At 67.9% G+C, this 19,281-nt stretch carries 17 protein-coding genes; 11 read left to right on the forward strand and 6 right to left on the reverse strand.

Annotated features, from left to right (window positions below):
• Positions 1-23 precede the first annotated feature (23 nt).
• The 3 genes from WME97_RS08045 to WME97_RS08055 all read right to left on the reverse strand — a co-directional run bounded on the left by WME97_RS08045 (position 24) and on the right by WME97_RS08055 (position 2,038).
• Positions 24-1,163 (reverse strand): glucose 1-dehydrogenase, encoded by a 1,140-nt coding sequence (locus WME97_RS08045; protein WP_437550857.1) that lies wholly within the window; start codon positions 1,161-1,163, stop codon positions 24-26.
• Between the two features lie 255 nt (positions 1,164-1,418).
• Positions 1,419-1,856 carry a cupin domain-containing protein gene (locus WME97_RS08050; protein ID WP_437550859.1) on the reverse strand — a complete coding sequence of 146 codons (438 nt, stop codon included), beginning with the start codon at positions 1,854-1,856 and terminating at the stop codon, positions 1,419-1,421.
• Between the two features lie 17 nt (positions 1,857-1,873).
• On the reverse strand, positions 1,874-2,038 hold the full coding sequence (locus tag WME97_RS08055) for a hypothetical protein (RefSeq protein WP_437550861.1): 165 nt from the start codon (positions 2,036-2,038) through the stop codon (positions 1,874-1,876).
• 414 nt (positions 2,039-2,452) lie between these two features.
• On the opposite strand from WME97_RS08055, the gene WME97_RS08060 reads away from it, so the two are divergent.
• The 4 genes from WME97_RS08060 to WME97_RS08075 all read left to right on the forward strand — a co-directional run bounded on the left by WME97_RS08060 (position 2,453) and on the right by WME97_RS08075 (position 5,670).
• Positions 2,453-3,598, forward strand: coding sequence for a hypothetical protein (locus WME97_RS08060; protein ID WP_437550862.1), 1,146 nt, complete (start codon positions 2,453-2,455; stop codon positions 3,596-3,598).
• A gap of 273 nt (positions 3,599-3,871) precedes the next feature.
• Positions 3,872-4,120 (forward strand): hypothetical protein, encoded by a 249-nt coding sequence (locus WME97_RS08065; protein ID WP_437550864.1) that lies wholly within the window; start codon positions 3,872-3,874, stop codon positions 4,118-4,120.
• A 77-nt stretch (positions 4,121-4,197) separates the two neighbouring features.
• Positions 4,198-4,974: a hypothetical protein gene (locus tag WME97_RS08070; protein ID WP_437550866.1), complete on the forward strand. Its 777-nt coding sequence runs from the start codon at positions 4,198-4,200 to the stop codon at positions 4,972-4,974.
• 276 nt (positions 4,975-5,250) lie between these two features.
• Positions 5,251-5,670: an outer membrane protein assembly factor BamB family protein gene (locus WME97_RS08075; RefSeq protein WP_437550867.1), complete on the forward strand. Its 420-nt coding sequence runs from the start codon at positions 5,251-5,253 to the stop codon at positions 5,668-5,670.
• Between the two features lie 13 nt (positions 5,671-5,683).
• On the opposite strand, the gene WME97_RS08080 is transcribed toward WME97_RS08075, so the two are convergent.
• Positions 5,684-6,016: a hypothetical protein gene (locus WME97_RS08080; protein WP_437550869.1), complete on the reverse strand. Its 333-nt coding sequence runs from the start codon at positions 6,014-6,016 to the stop codon at positions 5,684-5,686.
• 148 nt (positions 6,017-6,164) lie between these two features.
• On the reverse strand, positions 6,165-9,107 hold the full coding sequence (locus WME97_RS08085; RefSeq protein ID WP_437550871.1) for an SBBP repeat-containing protein: 2,943 nt from the start codon (positions 9,105-9,107) through the stop codon (positions 6,165-6,167).
• Positions 9,108-9,881: 774 nt separating this feature from the next.
• Between WME97_RS08085 and WME97_RS08090 the strand changes: the two genes are divergently transcribed.
• From WME97_RS08090 to WME97_RS08105, 4 genes are all read left to right on the forward strand, one after another.
• Positions 9,882-11,168, forward strand: coding sequence for a hypothetical protein (locus WME97_RS08090; RefSeq protein ID WP_437550873.1), 1,287 nt, complete (start codon positions 9,882-9,884; stop codon positions 11,166-11,168).
• A gap of 24 nt (positions 11,169-11,192) precedes the next feature.
• On the forward strand, positions 11,193-12,773 hold the full coding sequence (locus tag WME97_RS08095; RefSeq protein ID WP_437550875.1) for a hypothetical protein: 1,581 nt from the start codon (positions 11,193-11,195) through the stop codon (positions 12,771-12,773).
• Between the two features lie 753 nt (positions 12,774-13,526).
• Positions 13,527-14,144 carry a CAP domain-containing protein gene (locus WME97_RS08100; protein ID WP_437550877.1) on the forward strand — a complete coding sequence of 206 codons (618 nt, stop codon included), beginning with the start codon at positions 13,527-13,529 and terminating at the stop codon, positions 14,142-14,144.
• A 771-nt stretch (positions 14,145-14,915) separates the two neighbouring features.
• Positions 14,916-15,353: a hypothetical protein gene (locus WME97_RS08105; protein WP_437555701.1), complete on the forward strand. Its 438-nt coding sequence runs from the start codon at positions 14,916-14,918 to the stop codon at positions 15,351-15,353.
• Here the strand turns inward: WME97_RS08105 and WME97_RS08110 are convergent.
• Complete coding sequence (locus WME97_RS08110; RefSeq protein ID WP_437550879.1) at positions 15,285-15,611, reverse strand: enoyl-CoA hydratase/isomerase family protein; 327 nt, start codon at positions 15,609-15,611, stop codon at positions 15,285-15,287. The genes WME97_RS08105 and WME97_RS08110 overlap by 69 nt on opposite strands.
• A gap of 79 nt (positions 15,612-15,690) precedes the next feature.
• Between WME97_RS08110 and WME97_RS08115 the strand changes: the two genes are divergently transcribed.
• From WME97_RS08115 to tnpA, 3 genes are all read left to right on the forward strand, one after another.
• Positions 15,691-17,541, forward strand: coding sequence for a CotH kinase family protein (locus WME97_RS08115; RefSeq protein ID WP_437550880.1), 1,851 nt, complete (start codon positions 15,691-15,693; stop codon positions 17,539-17,541).
• A gap of 517 nt (positions 17,542-18,058) precedes the next feature.
• Positions 18,059-18,241 carry a hypothetical protein gene (locus WME97_RS08120; RefSeq protein WP_437275208.1) on the forward strand — a complete coding sequence of 61 codons (183 nt, stop codon included), beginning with the start codon at positions 18,059-18,061 and terminating at the stop codon, positions 18,239-18,241.
• Complete coding sequence (tnpA, locus tag WME97_RS08125; RefSeq protein WP_437550882.1) at positions 18,238-19,128, forward strand: IS66 family insertion sequence element accessory protein TnpA; 891 nt, start codon at positions 18,238-18,240, stop codon at positions 19,126-19,128. Before WME97_RS08120 ends, tnpA begins: the two co-directional genes overlap by 4 nt.
• Positions 19,129-19,281: the final 153 nt, after the last annotated feature.

A 19,281-nucleotide genomic window follows, 5' to 3' on the forward strand; every position in this document is an offset into this window, starting at 1 on the left:
CCTGGACGAGGGGGCGCCACGGCCTACCCAGCGGCCCGAAGCCCTTCATCGCGCGTCGCCATTCCGGCCTCTGCGATGTGGATCACCGTCTTCGCTCCACCACCCCCTGCGCGCAGCAAGGCCGGCGCCTCGTCGAGCGAGATCCGCCGCGCGATCACCCGGCGCGCGGCGTCGGGAAACAGGATCAGGAACTGCTCGAGCATCCGGACGGCTGCCTCGTAGGACTTGCGGCCGGCGTTCACGGTCCCGAACATCAGCTGGTTCTGGAGGACGAGATCGCGCATCAGGCCGGATGCGTCGAAGTCGATCGCGGGCCCCGGCGCAGGGATGCCGGTGAGGATGAACGCGCCGTTCGCCGCCAGCGCGGGGAGGGTCTTGAACGCGAACGCCGGCACGCCGACCGCTTCGACGATCACGTCGAACCGCCCGTGGCGCCTCACCAGCCCCGCGACGTCGGTGGACTCGCTCGATACGTAGTCGGCGCCGATGCTGCGCACGAAGCGCGCCTGATCGCCGTCCGTCGGCTCCCTCGAATACACGACCGTCCGATAACCGTTCGCGACCAGCCCCATCGCCGTGAGCACGCCGATCGGTCCGGCGCCGAGGACCAGGCCCCGGGGTGTGTCGTTCTCCCAGGGCAGGCGCGTCAGGGCGGCGTCGAGCTGGGCGAACGCTTTGGCCACGACGCTCAGCGGCTCGACGAGGACGCCGAGCTCGCCTACCCCCGGAGGGACGGGGACGAGGTAGCGCTCCTCCTCGACGAAGAGCTCGGTCATGAAGCCGCCCGCCCCGGAGATACCGCGCTCGATGAACTCGCCCGTCGCGCAGAAGTCCTGGTGCCCGACGCGGCAGGCCGGGCACTCGATTCTGGCACAGGGCCGACGCACGGTCGGCACCACGAGATCTCCGGGACGAAGGCGAACCATGCCCTCACCCGTCTGCATGACCTCGGCGAGCGCCTCGTGTCCCAGCACGAGCCGGTCCGTCCCTGCCGGGGCGGACCCGTACGTGAACGAGGCAATCTCTCGGTCGGTCCCGCACAGTCCGACCGCGAGGGTGCGGAGCAGCGCGTGCCCGTTCGCCAGCCGCCGAGCCTCCGGTAGGTCTTCCTCCTCGACGAGACACACCACCCTCTCGGCCATCAAGGCAGCGACCGACTTCACGCGTCCCCTCTTCCTGCGAGCACCTGCTCGCTCGTCGTCGTGCGTGCCAGGCAGGGCACGCCGGCGCCAGGTCCCATGGGTCGTTCGTCCGGATGCGGCAAGCCCGTGGCGAGCACTCGCCGGTGACCCACCGCTCTGGAGAGGGCGGCCGCGTCCCGGCGGGCGCGGGGGCGGTGAGCTATCCCGTGTGATCGCGTTTGACCGGATTGGACCTGACTCGACTGGCCGCTTGCTGCCGGCTCTCCACGAGATGCGTCAGTGGACGGGCAGCAACGGGGCCACGCCCCGGTTCTTCACGAGCACGACCAGGAACTTCGCGGGCTTCTTGGTGCTCGCGTTCCGGCCGACGGTATGGATGTCGTTGGGCCCCTCGTAGAAGGTCTGGCCAGGGGTGAGCGTCACCTCCTTGCCGCCTTTCACGCCCATCACGATCGAGCCCTCGAGGACATAGATGAAGCCGTGGGCGTCGTGACGGTGCACCGGATCGGCGCCGCCGGGGGGGTAGTCGACGAGGAGCATCATCACCTCCTTTCCGGGGATGTTCGCGAGCTCCTTCGTCAGGAGCGTCGTGACGACCGGCTCGGGCGCGGCGACAGCGGGGCGGGCGAGCAGGCTCACCGCGACGATCGCCAAGGTGGCGGCGCTCTTCACGAACCGCGAAGTGCGAGAGGCGCAACGGAGATTCTGGAGCATGGGATCCTCGTGGTCGGTCAGGGAGACGCGTCGAGCGCGAGCGCCTTCTGCGCGGCCCGGTCGGCGCGCATGCGTTCGCTGAAGCGGAGAAGCTTGAGGGCAGCGAGGAACCGACGCGGCGTGAAGATCGGCTTGAAGGCCCTGTGCATACCGGCGTTGAGGAACGCTGCCCAGCGCATCACCTCGGGGCGAGCACGCGGCGTGCCGTCGCCGAGGAGCCACGTGTCGGGGAACGATCAGCGCGTGAGCACGCGCCGCGCATGTGAAAGAGCTTCACCTGCACTGCCAGGCACCGGAGAACGATGCCGTCGATTCATGACGGGCTCGTCGCGCGCCCGAGCCATGAATGCGCCGCGGGGGCCCGGTGCTCCGGCGCTGCGGGCTCATGGCACATTTACGTCAATGGCGGCGCAACCTTCGGCGCGCGTGACGGTGTGGACTCGATCCGCGCGGCTTCGCCGGGCGCCACCCCTCACCCCAGGGCATCGCCTGAGCATATACTGGGTGGCGGAGGTTCGGTCATGCCGGTGCGAAGCAGGTGGGTTTGGTGCTGGGCGCCGATCGCGGCGGCAGGGCTCGTCGCAGCAGGAGGCCCATTGGCTTGCGGTAGGGTGCTCCTTGACGATCCAGGCGCCGCGGGCGACAGGGAAGGGGGAAGCTCCTCCGAGGTCGACGGCTCCGGGGAGGCCGGGAACACGGCTTCAGGAGGAGGTGTTGGAGGAAGTGGCGCGGGCGGAGCCACGGGCAACGGCTCCGGCACGGGTGGCCTCTTCGGATCGGCTGGGTCGAGCGATGGCGGCGCGTCCGCGAGCTCGGGCAGCATGGGCGCGGGCAGCACGAGCGGCGGGGTTCCTGATGGAACCGGCGGGAGCGCGGGGGCACCCGCGGAGCTGGACTGCGCCACGGCGCGGCCCATCTCGAGCTCGCTCGACGTGAAGCACCAGGTCGATATCGACGATTTGCCGCTCATCTCGGAGGTCCAGGGAGACCTGACGCTCAGCGAAGGGGTGAACCGGCTGCACCGCCTTGGCTGTCTGCGGCACGTCACGGGCACGATCACCATCCGGTACACGCGTAACCTGCCCACGCTCGAGGGGCTCGAGCGGCTCGAGTCCATCGCGGCGGGGTTGACGATCGTGAACAACGATACGCTCGCGAGCATGACGGGGCTTCATGGCCTGAAGGTCGTGGAGGGCTCATTGAACATCCATTCGAACCTCCGCCTCGCTGACCTGGGCGGACTCGAGAGTCTGACGACGGTGCGCCATGGCATCCAGATCGAGAACAACCCTGTCCTGGCGAGCCTCGCCGGGCTGCGCAACCTGACCGGCACGGGCGCGGTGGCGCTCAAGTCCAACGCGGCTCTCAGGAACTTGCAGGGCCTCGACGGCGTGAGTCAGCTCGCCAACCTGCTCGTCATCGGCAACGCGAAGCTCGAGAGCCTCGGGGGGCTCTCGGCGCTCGAGACTGTCTACCAAGATCTCACCATCGCGAGCAACGACGTGCTCACTTCCATCGATGGACTCTCTGCGCTCCGGGCGATCGAGCAAAACCTCACCATTTCAAACAACCCGGAGCTCACCAGCATCGATGGACTCTCTTCGCTCGAGCGGATCCACTACGGTCTCGAGATCACGACGAACCCGAAGCTCCCCACCTGTGAAGCGGAAGAGCTCCGTGAGCGGACAGGCGTTCCAGAAGCGTATGTGAGCAACAACGACGACTCGGCGACGTGCCCCTGACGACGGGGCGTGGCGCGCCGTTGCGCGCGGGGCTGCGCAACGGCGCGGGCGTTCGCTCGACGCGCCTGGTGAGCGAAGGGCACCGCCGCGCCGTCTACCTGCGCAGGAGGCGTCCCTGCCGGGTCTTGCTCGTCAGCGCGCCGTCCTGCGCCACCACCGTGTCGCCCGAGCTGGCTGACCGGCATCGCTTTAAGATCTGTTCAAGGAGCGCCCCCGCCGCCCGCTCCCATAGTTCCTCCGTACGGCGAAAGCGCCCGCCGAACGGAGGACCTCATGCCCCGCTCCATTGTCGCTCCTTTCCTCTATGTCGTTGCTCTCCCCGCCGCCCTTGCCGCCTGCGGCTACGTCGAGATCGCCCCGCACGGCACCTCGGGGGGCAGCGGCGGCGGTGCTGCCGTCACGGGGACCGGCGGCGGTGCTGCCGTCGCGGGGAGCGGCGGCGGTGCTGCCGTCGCGGCGCCTCGCCTCGGAGCAGCGCCCGGCGTACCTGGTCGCGGCCGTCATCGCTCGCCGGCACCCTGAGCCGCGCCGTGTTGAGGGGCACGATGGTTCGCGCCACGCTCGAGCCCAGGCGAGGTCTGAGGTAGGCTTCCCCGCCCATGAGCCTGCTGCTCTCGATGACCTCTTGCCCCAACTGCGGCGCGCCGCTCTCCGTCGAGCCGGGGCTGCGCAACGTCATCTGCATCTTCTGCAACACGAGTCTCTTCGTCGAGCGGCCCGCCACCGGCGCCGCCGTCGCGCAAATCAGGGCGCAGAGCGTCTCGAAGGACGACATCGAGCGCGTCAAGCAGCTGCTCGTCGACGGCAAGCGCGACGAGGCCATTGCCCACTATGCGCGGGCAGCGTCCGTGTCCAGAGACGAAGCCGAGCGGGCCGTGGAGAGCGTGTTACTCTCGGCCTACTGGACGCTCGTCCGTCACTTGCCGATCAACGGCTTCGGCTTCTTCCTCCACGCGGTCTTCGTCTTCGGGGGCGCCGGGATCGCCGCCTGGGCCGCAACACAGGCCGTCGAGTCGCCGGCGTACCTGGCGCTCGTCGCGGCGGGGGGCCTCTTCGCGATTCTACAGCTCGCGCGGTTCCTGCGGCACCTCGCCTCCACCCTGGTCGCATCGTTCGGCTCCCTCGGCCGCGGGCGCGTCCTCCGTTGCTCGGTGCTGCGGGAGTTCGTGAAGCAAAATGGCTTCCTCGTCGTGGTCGTCTTCGAGGTCGTCCCCGACGACGGCAGTCCGGCCTTCGTCGACCAGGAGACCCTCCTCGCCGGCGAGGAGTCTCTCCGGAAGCTCTCGCCGGGCAACGTCGTCCGCGTGCGCTTCGATGGCGCTCGCAAGCGCGTCTTCCCGACCACCCCCGTCACCGTGCTGGCGACGGGGGTCTGACGCGGGGCGGGGGGTCTGCGGCTCGGCGTCCGGAGGGCTCACGGCATCGCCGATGCGGCTCGGGACGCGCACGTGCCACGTGTCCCCCACGGGCAACGGCGCTAGCGAGGAGCCGCTTGAGATGAGCTCGCTCTCCGCATCACCTTTCCGCCGGGAGCCGATGCGAGCTCGCATTTTCGCCGTGCGCGCGGCTCGCGACCCCGCACGTGCTCGCAGCTTGCCGCGCCGCCCCCCCGCTGATAGCTCGCTGGACGCAATCAGGAAGCGAGGGGACGTATGAGCGAATACCGAACAATCGCGGCGGCGCCGGTGCTGGTGGCGGCGTTCCAGGATCAGATCTTCGGCGTCGACCCGGCCACCGGGCGCGTGCTCTGGGAGTACAAGCAGGCCGGGGTCGGTTTCTCTTCCACAGCGCTCCTGATCACGCCTGCGGCGATCTACGCGGCGAGCTTCAGCAGCGTCGCCTGTCTGCATTACCCGACGGGCGAGCTGCTCTGGGAGGTGAAGGCCGCCACGCAGGGCCGCGCCACGCTCCTCCTGGAGGGAGACCGGCTCTTCGTCGCCAAGCAGGGCGAGGTGGAGTGTTTCTCGCTCACCGGCAAGAGCCTCTGGCACAACCAGTTCAAGAGCAAGGGGATGGGCCCGGTCGCCCTGGGCGTGCCGGACAATGTGGCGCAGCCGGACGACAAGGACTGACGCCCTCCCGGCGCTACGCCGCCCGCGCCTCCCAGTCGATCCGGTACGCGTGCACGCGCGCCTGCACCGCCGCGCCGAGCCGCAGGAACAGCGGCAGCGCCCGGTCGCGGGACCACTCGGCCACCGGACCGGCGACCGCCTTGCGGCTGCCGTGCCGCCGCGCCTGGCGGACGATCGCCTCGACGCTGGGCCGCCGCAGACGCTCGAAGGCCGCGAACGCCTGCTCCGGCTCGGCCGCGTCCCGGAGGCACCGCGCGAGGAGCCGTCGTCCCGAGAAGACGACGCTCCACGAGATCGTGCGCGACAACGTGGAGACGCTGTACGGGGCGATCGACGACGGCGCCATCGCCGTCCGGACACCCGAGCACGCGAAGAAGGAGCTCGAAGCCTACCTCGACGGCGGGCTGCTCTGCCTCGGGTTCGCGCGGCTCCGGTGCGACCGCTGCGAAGACAGTCGGCTGGTCGAGGTTACTTCACGGCTATTTCAGGGAGCGTCAGCGCCCCTGGACCTCGAAGTTGGCCACGCCCCAGCCCTCATCGAAGAGGCCGGTCAGCCCAGCCGCGGACAGGTCGAGCGCGAGGTCGGGCGCGGAGTGCGGGAAGACCAGCTTCATGCGGTACACGGAGTCGCCGTACGGATAGGCGAGGGTGTTCACCTCGCGCGCTCCCGACCCGGCCAGGCTCCCGTCCAGCGGATAGCTCTGGGAGCTCAGGGTGTTGGAGAAGGTCCCGCTGAGCAGCTCGACGCCCTCCGCGGAGGCGGTCCAGACGCTGGGGCCAAGGGGGCCATCGCCGTCCCAAGCGTTGGCGAGGTAGAGGTCGAAGCTGACGGTCAGCTCGGTGTGGGGGGCGAGATCGTTGAGCGTCAGGTTCACCGTCTCGTTGCCGAACTGCCCCAGGAAGGTGCGGTCTCCGAGCGGGGTGACGCTGGTGACGATGGACTCCCACTCCGGGCCGATGGATCCGGTGAAGTTGTTGAAGTAGACGCTGCGGGGGCTGTTGATGACCAGCCCGCCCTGCCCGTGGTTCGCGAGATCCGTGGCGGCGTCCTGGGCCGAGTCCGCGAAGCTCGGGTCGCCGGTGAGGCCCACGTCGAGGATGCACGTCTGCTTGACGGCCTCGTCGGTGATGCCGGCGCAGGCCAGCTCGCCCGCGGCCCTCTGCGCAGGGGTCAGGTTGTTGAGCCACGCCGGCTGCCCGGGACCGGCCGGACCGCCGCACGGCGTGCCCTGCTGGATGAGCGCGACGTCGCCCGGGGCAGCGCCCACCCGCCAGACGTCCGCGTAGCTGTTCGTGTCCTGGTACATCTCGAAGAACGTCAGCGCGCTGCTCAGCGCGCTGCCGTCCCGGGCCATCATGAACTCGTTGGTGGGGTCGTTATCGGCGTTCCCGAAGAGGCCGAGCATCTTGCCCACGCTGGCCTGCGGGACGAGGAAGAGCATGTCCAAGTACAAGCCGAGGACATAGCTCCTTGGATGCAGCGCCAGCCGCTCTCCCGTCGGCCAGGCCAGCACGGTCCTGCCGCTCGCGGACTGGTAGACGCTCCCGCCCCCGGCGAGCGCGAGCGCGCCGCTCGACGGCACCGTCGTCTGTTGCCCGTTCAAGTAGAGCGCGCCGTTCACGTGGAACTCCACGAGATCACCCGCGATGCGCGCGCCCACGGCCCGGCCGGTCGAGACGCCCGGCGACACGGGGCACTGCCGGATCTGGATCTCCAGATCGGGAGTGGCCGCGCTGGTCGCCATCACGAAGTCGCCCTCCCCCTGGAAGTCGAAGGCGACATTATCGAAGCTGACGTAATGGGGGTCTCCCCAGCACACGGCGGGCTTGCAGGACTGATCCGGGGTGTCCACGCGGCACCCCTTCATGACCTTGACGAGGAGGGCGTCGCTACCACCGCCGCCGAAGGAGTGACCGCAGAACGGCGCGTCCGTCCTGCCCGTCAGGAAGACGTTGCCCCTCGGATCGACGGCGAGCCCTTGTCCCGTCTCCGTCGCGTTCGTGCCGATGTACTCGGTCCGCAGGTGTGCCCCCGCCGTGCTGTACTCGCGCAGGTACATGTCCTCGCTCCCGAGGGGCGCGTCGGAGTCGAGGTCGCGCGAGGTCTGGCCGGTCAACACGACAGATCCACCGACGACGGCCACCGACGTAGCGGAGACGTTCTCGCTCGCCGCTGTCTGCCGGATCCATTGCGTCGTGAGGCTCGCGTCCAGCTTGGCGAGGAAGGCGTCATACTTCGTCGAAGAGGCATAAGAGGGAAAGTTCCCGTTCGTCGTGCCGGAGACGTAGACGACGGTCTGACCCGACTCCACCGAAGTGGTCAGGCTGAACGCCTGGTCCTGGAGGTTCGTGCCGAGGAGAGCCAGCCCGCCCAGAGCACCGCTGTCGCTGTAGCGGGCGACAAAGGCATCAGCGCTGCCGCCCGCGTACGGTTGGCCTGCCAGCGCGCTGGTGGTGTAACCGGCGACGTAGACCTGCCCATCGGCTCCGACGGACACGCCTCGCGCGATGGTCGTCTTGTTGTTCACTCCGAGCTGCCTGGTCCAGACATGATCGCCGCTCGCCGAATACTTCGCCACGAACAGCGACGTGGTACCGTTCGTCGGCGGCGGGTTCACCCCGGCGAGATTCCCGGCTGTGGAGCCCACCACGTAGACGCTGCCATCAGGTGCGTGGGCCACAGACCACGCTTGATCCACCCCAGCCGTACCGAACTGGCGCCGCCACGCCTCGGTCCCGTTTGCGTTCAGCTTGACGAGGAAGACGTCCGAAGATCCCTTGTTCTGGCCGGCTACGATCGCGCCGCTCGTGTGGCCGACCACGTACAGCGACTCGTTGCCGCTCGTGGGGCACTGGGCGGAGGAGACGGCGACGCTCGTCGCCTGGTCGATCGCCGATGTGCCGATCTGCGCGCCCCACAATAGGTTCCCGTCATGCCCGACCTTGCGGATGAAAGCGTCACTCGCGCCGCTGTTCACCTCGCCCAAGATGGCCCCGGTGGTGGACCCGACCTGGTAGACGGCGTCGCAGGACGCGGCGACCGCATTCCCGAGGTCCGCGCCGGTCGTGGGAGTCTCGTCATGCCACGTGAACCCCTCGAAGCTGGGGCAGGTCACGTTCTGCAAGGGGAGCGGGAGGCCCTTCGGGCGATCCCCCCCCGTGGGGTCGAACGGGAGCGTGGACAGGGGGGAGTCGTCCTCCTTGGGCCTCAGCTCCTCCTCGGTCGCGCTGGTATCTTCGTTCAGCTCTCCGGCGGGCGCGAGATCATCCCCCTCCGCTCCGGAGCCGTCGTCCCCGGAGGAGATCGGCGCAGCCTGGTCGGGCTGGGCGCCTCTCGTCGAGCCCACCGGCAGAGGATCGCCGGTCGAGCCGCTGCAAGCGGCGACGCCTGCTGCTAGGATGCACACGGAGAGCGTCTCACAATGAAATCGTTTCATGCTTGAACCTCGCAGTAAATGATGTCAATTCGACATGGCCCTGAGGCTGGGAAAAACCGATGCTTCATTCTCTTTGTTGGTTGCCCCGTACACTCCAGCCTGTGTGAGGCCGCGAGTCCGGCGTTGACTCCGCCTGCCCTCGACGAGCGCGCGTTCCTCGCCGCCGAAAGCTCAGAGCTTCCGGATAGCCCCTCATCGCGCTCCGATTCTCGCGGGGGTCGCTGGCGCCATGGGCAACGAGCGTGCCTGACCTTTCAGGCTTCAGATCTGCACCACCTGGCCGCAGGCTAGCTCCTCGGCTGAGCCCGTACCGCGCGCAGGTGAGCGCCGCTCCAGGGACGGGATTGTTCCGCCTCCGTGCAGGGGGCACATGCGGCAGCGTGCTCGTCACCCAGGGACGCAGCGCTTCATCCAGGGACGCGGGCTCTATCGCCCCCAGTCCGGCCCGCGCCCGCCGGACTTCTTGCGAGGACCCGGTAGTGTCTTGTGCGGCGCCGCTGGGTACGGAGATTGCTGAAGTGGCTTCGTACGAGCCCGATCGAGGGTACGATTTCACTCAAGGGAGAAGGAAGTGACGCAGGCACAGATGAAGTGGGGCAAGGTCATCGTCATCGCGGACGCGAAGAGCACGAGCGCGCAGGCCTACGAGCGGACGACCTCCATGACCGAGACCTTCGTGACCAATGTCTTGACCTGGTTCAAAGGGGGCAGGGCGGCTCGTTCGTCAACATCGACGAAGACAACACGTTCCTGCCGGCCGCCTTCGCGGACACGGTGGCGAAGAATGGCGGCACGCTCGAGTGGGTGGCGTCTGTCCCGGGAGACCTGCCGGACTTTCTCGCGAAGTACGACGCCGTCTTCCTGTCGCGGACGCCGGTGGACAACGCCGCGCTGCTCGATTACGTCAATGGAGGAGGCTGCGTCTACATCGGGGCGGGAGCGAGCGCGGGCGAGCCCTCGATCTGGAACACCTTCCTGAGTCACTTCGGCATCGTCTTGAACGACGGGAGCTCGCAAACCACGGATATCTTGAAGCTCGAGCCGAGCGTTCATCCGCTCATGCAAGGGGTCGCCGCCCTCTACTTCGACAAGCCCTCGAACATCGGCCTGACCAAGGGCGCCGACCCGTCCCGGATCGTCGGCGCGTGGACGCCCAGCGACCAGCCGATGATCATCGCCGCGGACGCGGGCATGAAGACCCAGACGTGGACGGACGGCGTGATCGAGGTCACCCACCATTACAGGAATGCAATCCAGAAGAACTACATCATCAGCGGCGAGTCTGTCACGATCAAGAATGTCACGACGACGCTCGATCTCACCGACGTGAAGCTCTCGCTGGACGTCGTCATCGCGAACGACGACTCGGATTGGGCCGCGTGGACGTGCGACGCAGGCGGCAACGGCAAGAGGTACAGGAACATCCTCCTCTCGAACACGCTCGCGCCCGGGCAATCCGTCTCCGAAGCGTACTTCTACACCACGACGCCGACGGGCGATTACGTGGCCGGACCGCTGAGCGTGGACATCCATGTCATGCCCGAATACATGATCAAGTACGACAAGGATAAGTCCGTGGGAGCGATCCCGGTCCAGGCCAGCGCGACCGCCGCGTCGGACGACAAACCCCAGATCTATGGCGAGCCCATCGTGGACGTGGACAAGACCGTCCAGATCACCGACTTCTCGTACGTCCCCACGCTGGCCGAGACGAGCGACACGCGCATGATCAGCGGATCCTTCACGGTCACTGCGCTCTTCGGGGCCAAGCAGATGTCCATCAGCGTGGGCGTGGAACCTACGGCGGACGATGCCTACTGGGACGCGAGCAGCTGCGACCCGTCAGGGAATGACGCGCACCCGCCCCCCTGGTACCCGCCCTCGTCGAACCTCACCATGACGGAGAAATCGACGACGTTCCCGTATCAATACAACCTGGAGGCCAACATCGATCCCCTCGTCAAGGAGGGCTTCACCATCAACCTCCACATCCTCCCCAAGATCGTCGTCAATTACCTCGGGGAGTACGCGTTCACGAGCTCGGTTCAGGCGAACGATTGATTTGGCGCGCTGGGAGAGCATGAGATGAGTTCTTTGATCATTGCTTCAGGGCAGCACGCGCCGTACGGTATCGCGGTAGACGCGTCGAACGTCTATTGGACGAACACCGACATGTCCGCCGGCTGCATCATGAAGATGGGGCTCGACGGCGGCAAGCCCGTTCCGATCGCTTCGAATCAGGTAACCCCGCAAGGCATTGCTGTGGACGCGACGAACGTCTACTGGGGGTGCAACTACCAACCGGCAGCGATCATGAAGATGGGGCTCGACGGCGGCACCCCCACCCCGCTTCCCTTCGGGGCGGTCGGGGGGCTCGAGGAGTTCGCGGCGTGGGGCATCGTGGTGGTCGGGACGACCATGTACTGGGCGGCCGGCAATCGAGTATGGATGGCGGAACTCGATAGCAAGACGCACAGCCAAGTCGGCAATGGCTGGGTGGCCGTCGGGTACTCCTGCGGTCCTGCAGTGGACGCGACGAGCATCTACTTCGGGGACAACTTTCGCGGGATTTGGAAGGCGCCGCTTGGCGGCGGCGATCCCGTCCAGATCGGCCCCGAAGGTATGGGTCCGTCTGCTATCGCGGTGGACGCGACGAACATCTACTGGATCGATGGCGCGTACGTGATCATGAAGATGGGGCTCGACGGCAGCAATCTCATCTTCGTTGCCGTCGGGCTAGGTCTCCTGAAAGGCATCGCGGTGGACGCGACGAGCATCTATTGGACGTGCTACGAGAGCGGCACGATTATGAGGCTGAAGAAGGAGCTCTGTCTCGTTGCCTGCAACCAGCACCAGCCGGCCAATGTCGTGGTGGACGCGAAGAACACCTACTGGACGAACACCGACGACGGCACGGTGATGTTTGCGCCGCGCGAAGGCGGCTACGGTCCCTCCCCCCTCGCCTCCGGGCAGGATCAACCGTTCGGCATCGCGATCGACGCGACGAACGTCTACTGGACGAACCGAGCGGGAGGCACGGTGATGAAGGCGCCGATCGCGGGAGGCACGCCCGTCACGCTCGCCTCCGGGCAGGAATATCCGAACGACATTGTGGTCGATGCCATTGGCGTCTACTGGACGAATAAGGACGGCGGCACGGTGATGACCGTGGGGCTCGACGGAGGCATGCCCGTCCCGCTGATCTCCGGCCAGCTTCAGCCGTACGGCATTGCCATCGACGAGACCAGCATCTACTGGACCAACCGCGGCGACAACACGGTCTGGAAGATGGGGCGCGACGGCAGTAACCCCATCCCGCTCGCCACCGGGAGCGATCCGCAGGGCATCGTGGTGGACGAGACGAACGTCTACTGGACGAACACAAAAGGCGGCACGGTGATGAAGGTGGGTAAATCGGGCGGTACGCCCGTCCCGCTCGCCTCCGACCAGAACTCTCCCATGTGCCTCGCGGTGGACGCGACGAATGTTTACTGGACCGACTGGTACGACGGCGGCAAGGTGCTGAAGGTTGGCAAGGGCGGCGGCACGCCCACCACACTCACCACCGACTCCGGCCGGTGCGCTCCCTTCGGTATCGCGGTGGATGCGTCGAGCGTCTACTGGTCGAACATCGACGACGGCACGGTGCTGAAGGTCGCGAAGTGACCGTCGGCACACCGTGAACCCGGTGAGTGCAGCAACGCCGGGGGCCCCCGAGCGGGACACGGCACGCGGCGAAGCATGTGGGGGGCTGGGGGCGCCGGGGGGGCTGTTGACGCTCACGCTGGCTGATGGTCCGTCGAGCAGGCCGGTTGATGGCCATTGCGGGCGCGCGCGGTAGCGGTCAAGGCGCGCGATGGCCATCGCTGGGTGTTGACGCTCACGATGGTTGATGCTCGATCGCGCAGGCTGTTCGATGGCCATCGCGGGGGTGAGCGCTCCCGGTCACGGCCGTGATGGTCGGTCTCCGCAGGGAGCAAGCGGAGCCGGAACTGCCGCCCGAGATAAAGGACCGGCTCTCAGCTCACGAACTCTCGCGCGCTGCTGGCGGGGGGCGGGAGCTGCTAAAGAAATCTACGCAGCGTCCGTCGACCTCAAGAGCTGTCCGTAACGAAGCGAGCGGTGGGAAACGAACCTCGTCCAAGCGCAGCGGAATTTTCGAACGTCTCGCGTCCGCCTGCTTTTACTTGAACGGTTAGTCGCAGCAGCTCCACACTTGCAGGTATGCGTATCGCTTCCTTCAGCGTGCTCGCGTTCGCGTTCGCCTGCTCCAGCTCGCCAGACGAGCCCGGCGGCTCGGGAGGCGCAGGGGGCGCCCCGGGCACGAGCGGCACTGGCGGCGTCACCCAACCAAACGGAGGCGCGACGAGCGCCGGCGGCAATGCGACGAATGGCGGCGCAACGACAGGAGGAGCCGCGATGGGCGGAGCGTCGACGGGCGGCGAGTCAGCCGGCGGCTCCTCGGGAAGCGCGGGCACGGCGAGCGGCGGAGCGTCGGCAGGAGCTGGCGGAGCGAATGGCGGAGCCGGCGGGGCGAGCGACGGAGCCGGCGGAGCGAGCGGCGGAACCGGCGGCGGCGGGGCCTGCGTCAAAAACCTCGCCTGCGAGCTGGACCCACCGCCGAGCACCGGCGACCTCGCGCAAGACTGCGTCGATCGCATCAACCAGTTCCTCACGCAGTGCGCTTGCCTGCCGGCGCTCAAGCGCCGCAAAGACGGCGAAGCCTGCGCCAACGAGATGGCGAAATACGACGCCGATCACGACATGGCTCACGCCGGCATCCGAGCAAAAATCTGTGAGCCCGGCGGCACGCAAAACTCCTGCCCTGGCTACTCCTCCAACAAGAAAGTCATCGGCCTGTGCATGCAACAGATGTGGGACGAAGGCCCGCCACCCACCGCAAACTGCACCGGCGACTGCTACGAGATGCACGGCCACTTCCTCAACATGACCGACGACTCCGTCACCCAAGTCGCCTGCGGCTTCTACACGACGAGCAGCGGCAAAGTCTGGGCCGTCCAAAACTTCACGCGCTGAGAGCGCGGGTGGGCCCCGCGCTCGAGATCGAGGGCGGCGTCCTGCCCCGCGAGGGGTTGGTGGCGATCGGCGCCTTCTCCAGGGGCCTGTACTTCATGAGCCGCGCCGTCTCCCTCGGAGACGAGGTGGCGGCCCGGGTCATTCACGAGGCGATGGGTCGGCTGCTCGGCCCGCCGCCAGCACCGCCGGTGTTCGATGGATCTACGCTATGGCGCTGGACAGCATTTGGGCCTTGCGGCGCAGAGCCGATTCGTGAGATTCTCCGTGGGGGAGGTCACAAAAGGCGACGAGCTAGACAGACCTGGTCCGGCGGCTTCGGTTGACCAATCGACTGATAGTTAGCCAGATGAAAGAAGACTGAGCGAGCAGAGGAGCGCGACCGCCTCGATCCCATTGAGGCTTTCGAAGGATGCGGGAGGGGTAAACTGTGGGCCGGCGCGACCACGAACGAACCGACCAGGAGCCTACGAGCGCAGCGGACAAGAGGGCCGGGTTGCTTGCTCGGTTGTATCGCGCACCTGATCGCTGGGCGAGAATGAACCCGCAGGAGCTCCGGCATCTTTGAAAATGGAGCGCGACGTGGCTGACAACCCGTCGCAGCGGACGATGGGGTCGCTGCGCGCCGCCCTCGCCGCTGAACGCGGCGTTGGGCCAGCGGAGGTCGAGCGTCGAGCCAGGGCTTGGGGGACCACCTCGCCCAGCAGCTGTCACTCCGAACTTGCCGTCATGTACCCGGGGTCCTGTGAAGATCATCCCTGAAGAGTGAACCCGATGCACATCCCTGATCTTTCAGAGTGGACTTACAACACGCACGGCAACGACGGGTACCAGTACCGCTCGGTGGGCTGGCTCGGCGGCGCGGTCACGCACCCGGGGGACACCGACCCCACCATCGTCGCCACGCTTCGGTTCTTGTGGAACGTCAATCAACTCCCCGATGACTACCGGGGGTTGCATACCTGTGAGATCTGCGGCGAGAACCATGATAAGGGCGAGTTCTTCGTCGAAGACCAAGCCGTACGCTTCGTCCTGCCGAACATGGTGCTCCACTACATCGAAGCGCATCATTACAGGCTCCCGGATGTCGTCGAGGCCGCGGTCCGGCGCCGCTCCCAGGAACGGCACGGATCGCCACACGACTCACCACCACCTGATAGCCACGGTGGCAATTTGTGGAGACGTTTGGTGCGTCTTATGCGAAGCAGGTGACCGCGGGCGATGCGGCGGCGGAGGGCGCCCCGTTGGGCCACACCGAAGCCGCCCTCGGCGGCGAAACAGGCGGAAACTATGTCCGGTGCCGCGGACGAGAACGCCGCTCACGGCGTCGTCCTGCGCGAGCCGCTCGAAGACGTCGGTCATCTCACGGAGCAACGCCTGGTTCATGGCGTTGACCTTGGGTCGGTTCAGCGTGATCTCGGCCATGCGGTCACGGGTGAGCACCTCGACGCATTGCATCGCGAGATGCATCGCGCAGCGCCGCTCATGGCGCAAGATAGCGTGTCAGGCGGCCCCGCGGAGGCGGCCGGACGTGCTAGACACTCGTCTCATGGTACGGAAACACACAAACACGCTCGTTCGTGCACGCAGCATGCTCTCGGTGATGGCGTTGGCGCTGGCCCTCGGCGCGTCCGCGTGCGGCTCCGACCCGCCGCAGACGCCCGGCGAAACCCCCGACGCCTCCTCCGGCGGCGGCCCCCCCGGCGACGGCGGCGGCCCCTCCGGCGGCGGCCCGCCCGGCGACGGCGGCGGCCCCGACACACCCGATCCCGACCCGAGCGACGCCATGTTCGATCCCGACCACGTCATCGAGGTGGGAATCACCCTGGCGCCCGAGGACTGGGAGACGCTCCGCCGCCAGTCCCGCGACGTCTCGGAGGTGATCGGCGAGGGCTGCATGGAGGGCCCCAAGAGGAGCCCTTACACCCAGTTCCCCGCGACCGTCACCGTCGACGGCACCACGCTCGAGATGTCGTCCGTCCGCAAGAAGGGCTTCCTCGGTTCCGCCAGCCTGTCGAAGCCGTCGCTCAAGGTGAGCTTCGACGAATACGTGGACGGGCGCGAGTACGCCGGCCTCGAAGGGATGACCCTCAACAACGCCCGTCAGGATCCCTCGCTGATCAAGACGTGCCTCGCGTTCAAGGTCTTCCGCGACGCCGGCCTGCCCGCCTCGCGCTGCAACTTCGCCCACGTGACCGTCAACGGGCAGGACCTCGGCATCTACGCGCACGTGGAGCCGGTCGGGAAGCGCGTCCTCGAGCGCCATTTCACGGACGCGAGCGGCGACCTCTACGAGGGCCAGCTCAGCGACTTCCGCGACGGATGGACCGCCACGTACGAAAAGAAGACCAACGAGGACGACCCCGACCTGAGCGAGCTCGACGCGGTCTCCGCCGCGCTCCTGGCCAGCGACGCCGAGCTCGACGCGACGCTCGGCGCGGTCCTGGATATCGAGACCTTCCGGCGGTACTGGGCCACCGAGTCGCTGCTCGGCGCGTGGGACGGCTACGCGGGCAACACGAACAACCACTTCGTGTATTTCGACCCGGCGTCCGGGAAGATGTCCTTCTTGCCGTGGGGCCCCGACATGTCATTCGACGCGGACGACCCGCTCGGCCCGCCAGGGCGGCCGCAGTCGGTCTCGGCAAAGGGCGCCATCGCGAACCGGCTCTACCAGACCCCGGAGCTCCGCGCTGCCTATGCCGAGGCGATGATGGACCTCCTCGAGACGGCCTGGAATGAGGACGCGCTGCTCCTCGAGATCGACCGGATGGAGGAGCTCCTCGCGCCGTACGTGCGCGCGGACGCGGCGGCCGTGAGGGTGGCGACCGACGCGGTACGGAGCTTCGTGAGCGGGCGCCGCGCCACGATCACCGCCGAGATCGCGCCGACGCCCCCCGCGTGGACGTTCCCGCAGCCCGCCATCGCGTGCCTGACGACGGTCGGGACCGTGAAGGGCACGTTCTCGACGACGTGGGGGTCGCTCACCGAGCCGGATCCCTTCGCCGCGGGGACGGGGACGTTCGACGCCGCGTTCCCTGCGGATGACCCGCAATCGGCCGGGACCGTCGGCTCCGCGGCGGGCTATGAAGGCTCCGAGCCAGGGGTCGAGTCCATCACGAGCGGCCGCGCCCAGGTGACGGTCGTCGGGAGCTTCCCCGACGGGACGGTGCGCGCCCTCGTGTTTGTCGTGGACCCGGAGATCTTCGCCGCCGGAAAAGAGGGCCCGTACGACTGGCAATCGGTCCTGGCGTTCGCGCTTGATTTCACGCAGTCGGAGCCGGCGCTCACGGGCTTTTTCGGCGACGGCAAGATCCACTTCGACGAGGCCTCGACGGAGCCGGGAGCGCCGGTCACGGGCTCCTTCGAGGCGACCGTCCTCGGAGGCGGTCTATTCTGACGTGATGCCGATCCTGCTCCGCCCGGCAGGACGGCGCTGGTCGTCGCGCTCGGCCTCGGGGTCGTGATGCTCGGCGGGAGCCTGTTCGCGCTGTGGCCGCGGGGGTGGTGGTCTCGCGTCGCGGGAGCGCGAGGGGCCCGGTGGACGAGGCGCTGGCCGCGCGTGGCCTCACCCGCACCGTGATCGCGGTGCTGCGCCGCCAGGCCAGTCGCCGACTTCGATCGGTGATGCGGCGGGCCCTTCACCGCAGGCGACGCGACGGAGGAGGGCGCCCCGTTGGGCCACACCGGAGCCGCCCTCTGCGCGCAACAGGCGAAAACGATGAAATATCTACTGTTTCCGGTGGTCGCTCGTCATCGCCCGGCTTCTCTGGCGGGACGATTCCGTGGGGGCGAACCGTCGCGATCCGTCGCTTCCCCGGGGATTTCCGGAGGGCGTGACGACGGATCGCACCCGTTCGGAGGGCGTGGACCCAACCCGGGCCCAGCGGCCAAGCCCCGGGCTTGGGGAGCTCGCCGTGACCGATCCGTCGCGTCGGGCTGCGGTGGTCGCCTCGCTCGCCAGCACCCTATGCCGCGCCGTCGCCCTCGGGGATGAGGTGGCGGCCCGGGTCGTTCACGAGGCGATCGGACGGCTGCTCGGGCTGCCGGTGGCGCCGCGCGCCGAGGCGCGTGCGGCGCGGTCAAGAGCGGCGCGGTGACCGTCGTGCAACGCACGTCCGGCGCCATGCGGCTCAATCCGCATCTGCACGTGGTCTTCCTCGACGGGGCTTATCACGAAGACGGCACCGAGCTCGTGTGGAACGAACTCGGTCATCTTCCAACTCGCGCGGTCGGTCAGGTCCTAGAGCACGCCGTCGGGCGGATGCTCCATTACCTCCGGCGGCACGGGCATCTCGAGATCGAGCACGACGTCGAGGAGGACGACGAGCCCGAGGCAGCGCTCTGTGCCTCCGCCGTCTCGGGACGAGAGCCGCGCCACACGTCGTCGCCCCGCGCAAGTCCATGGCGCAAGCGCATCGGACCGCGCCCTGCGAAGCCACAAGAGCCTACGAAGGCGGACGATGACGCCGCTCCGAAACGCAAGCGTGGCGGCTATCGAGCGGTCGACAAACCGCGCCGAGATCTTGCGCCGCACATTTGCGATCGATGTCCTCGAGTGCCCAGCTTGCAAGGGGCGGATGAAGCTCGTCGCCATGGTGACCGAGCCAAGGAACGGTTACCTGTCGCCATCGCGAAGGAGGAAGCGATGGCGACGAGGGTGGAGTGGGCCGAGCGGGTGGAGCGATGGGAGCGGAGCAGGCTGAGCGCCGAGAAGTTCGCGCGGCGCGAGGGGTACAAGCCGGAGCAGCAGTCCTCTTGGCGCTGGAAACTGCGGGCTGACGGGCCCTCGCAGCCCTCGCCGTCGTCGTTGGCCGAGCCGCCGCGGTTCCTGCCGGTGCACGTGGTGGCCGACGCATCGCCGGTCGTGACGGAGCCGATCGAGATCGCGCTGCCTAACGGCCGGGTGGTCCGCGTTCGGCCGGGCTTCGACCCGGCCACGCTCGAGCGCGTGCTGGCGCTCGCCGCCGAGGAGACGTCGTGCTGACGCTGCCGCCGTCGGTGCGCGTCCACGTGCGACTGCTCCCCTGCCGCCAACCACGCAGCAAACGGGATTGTACCGCGAACCTCGGGCTCACGCATGGTAATCGCGCCGGCTCGCAGGGCGCGCCCGATCTCTCCGGGGCTGGTTCGGTTTCAT

Origin of the sequence: Sorangium sp. So ce367, assembly GCF_051520455.1 — a bacterium.
Taxonomy (GTDB): Bacteria; Myxococcota_A; Polyangia; order Polyangiales; family Polyangiaceae; genus Sorangium; species Sorangium cellulosum_B.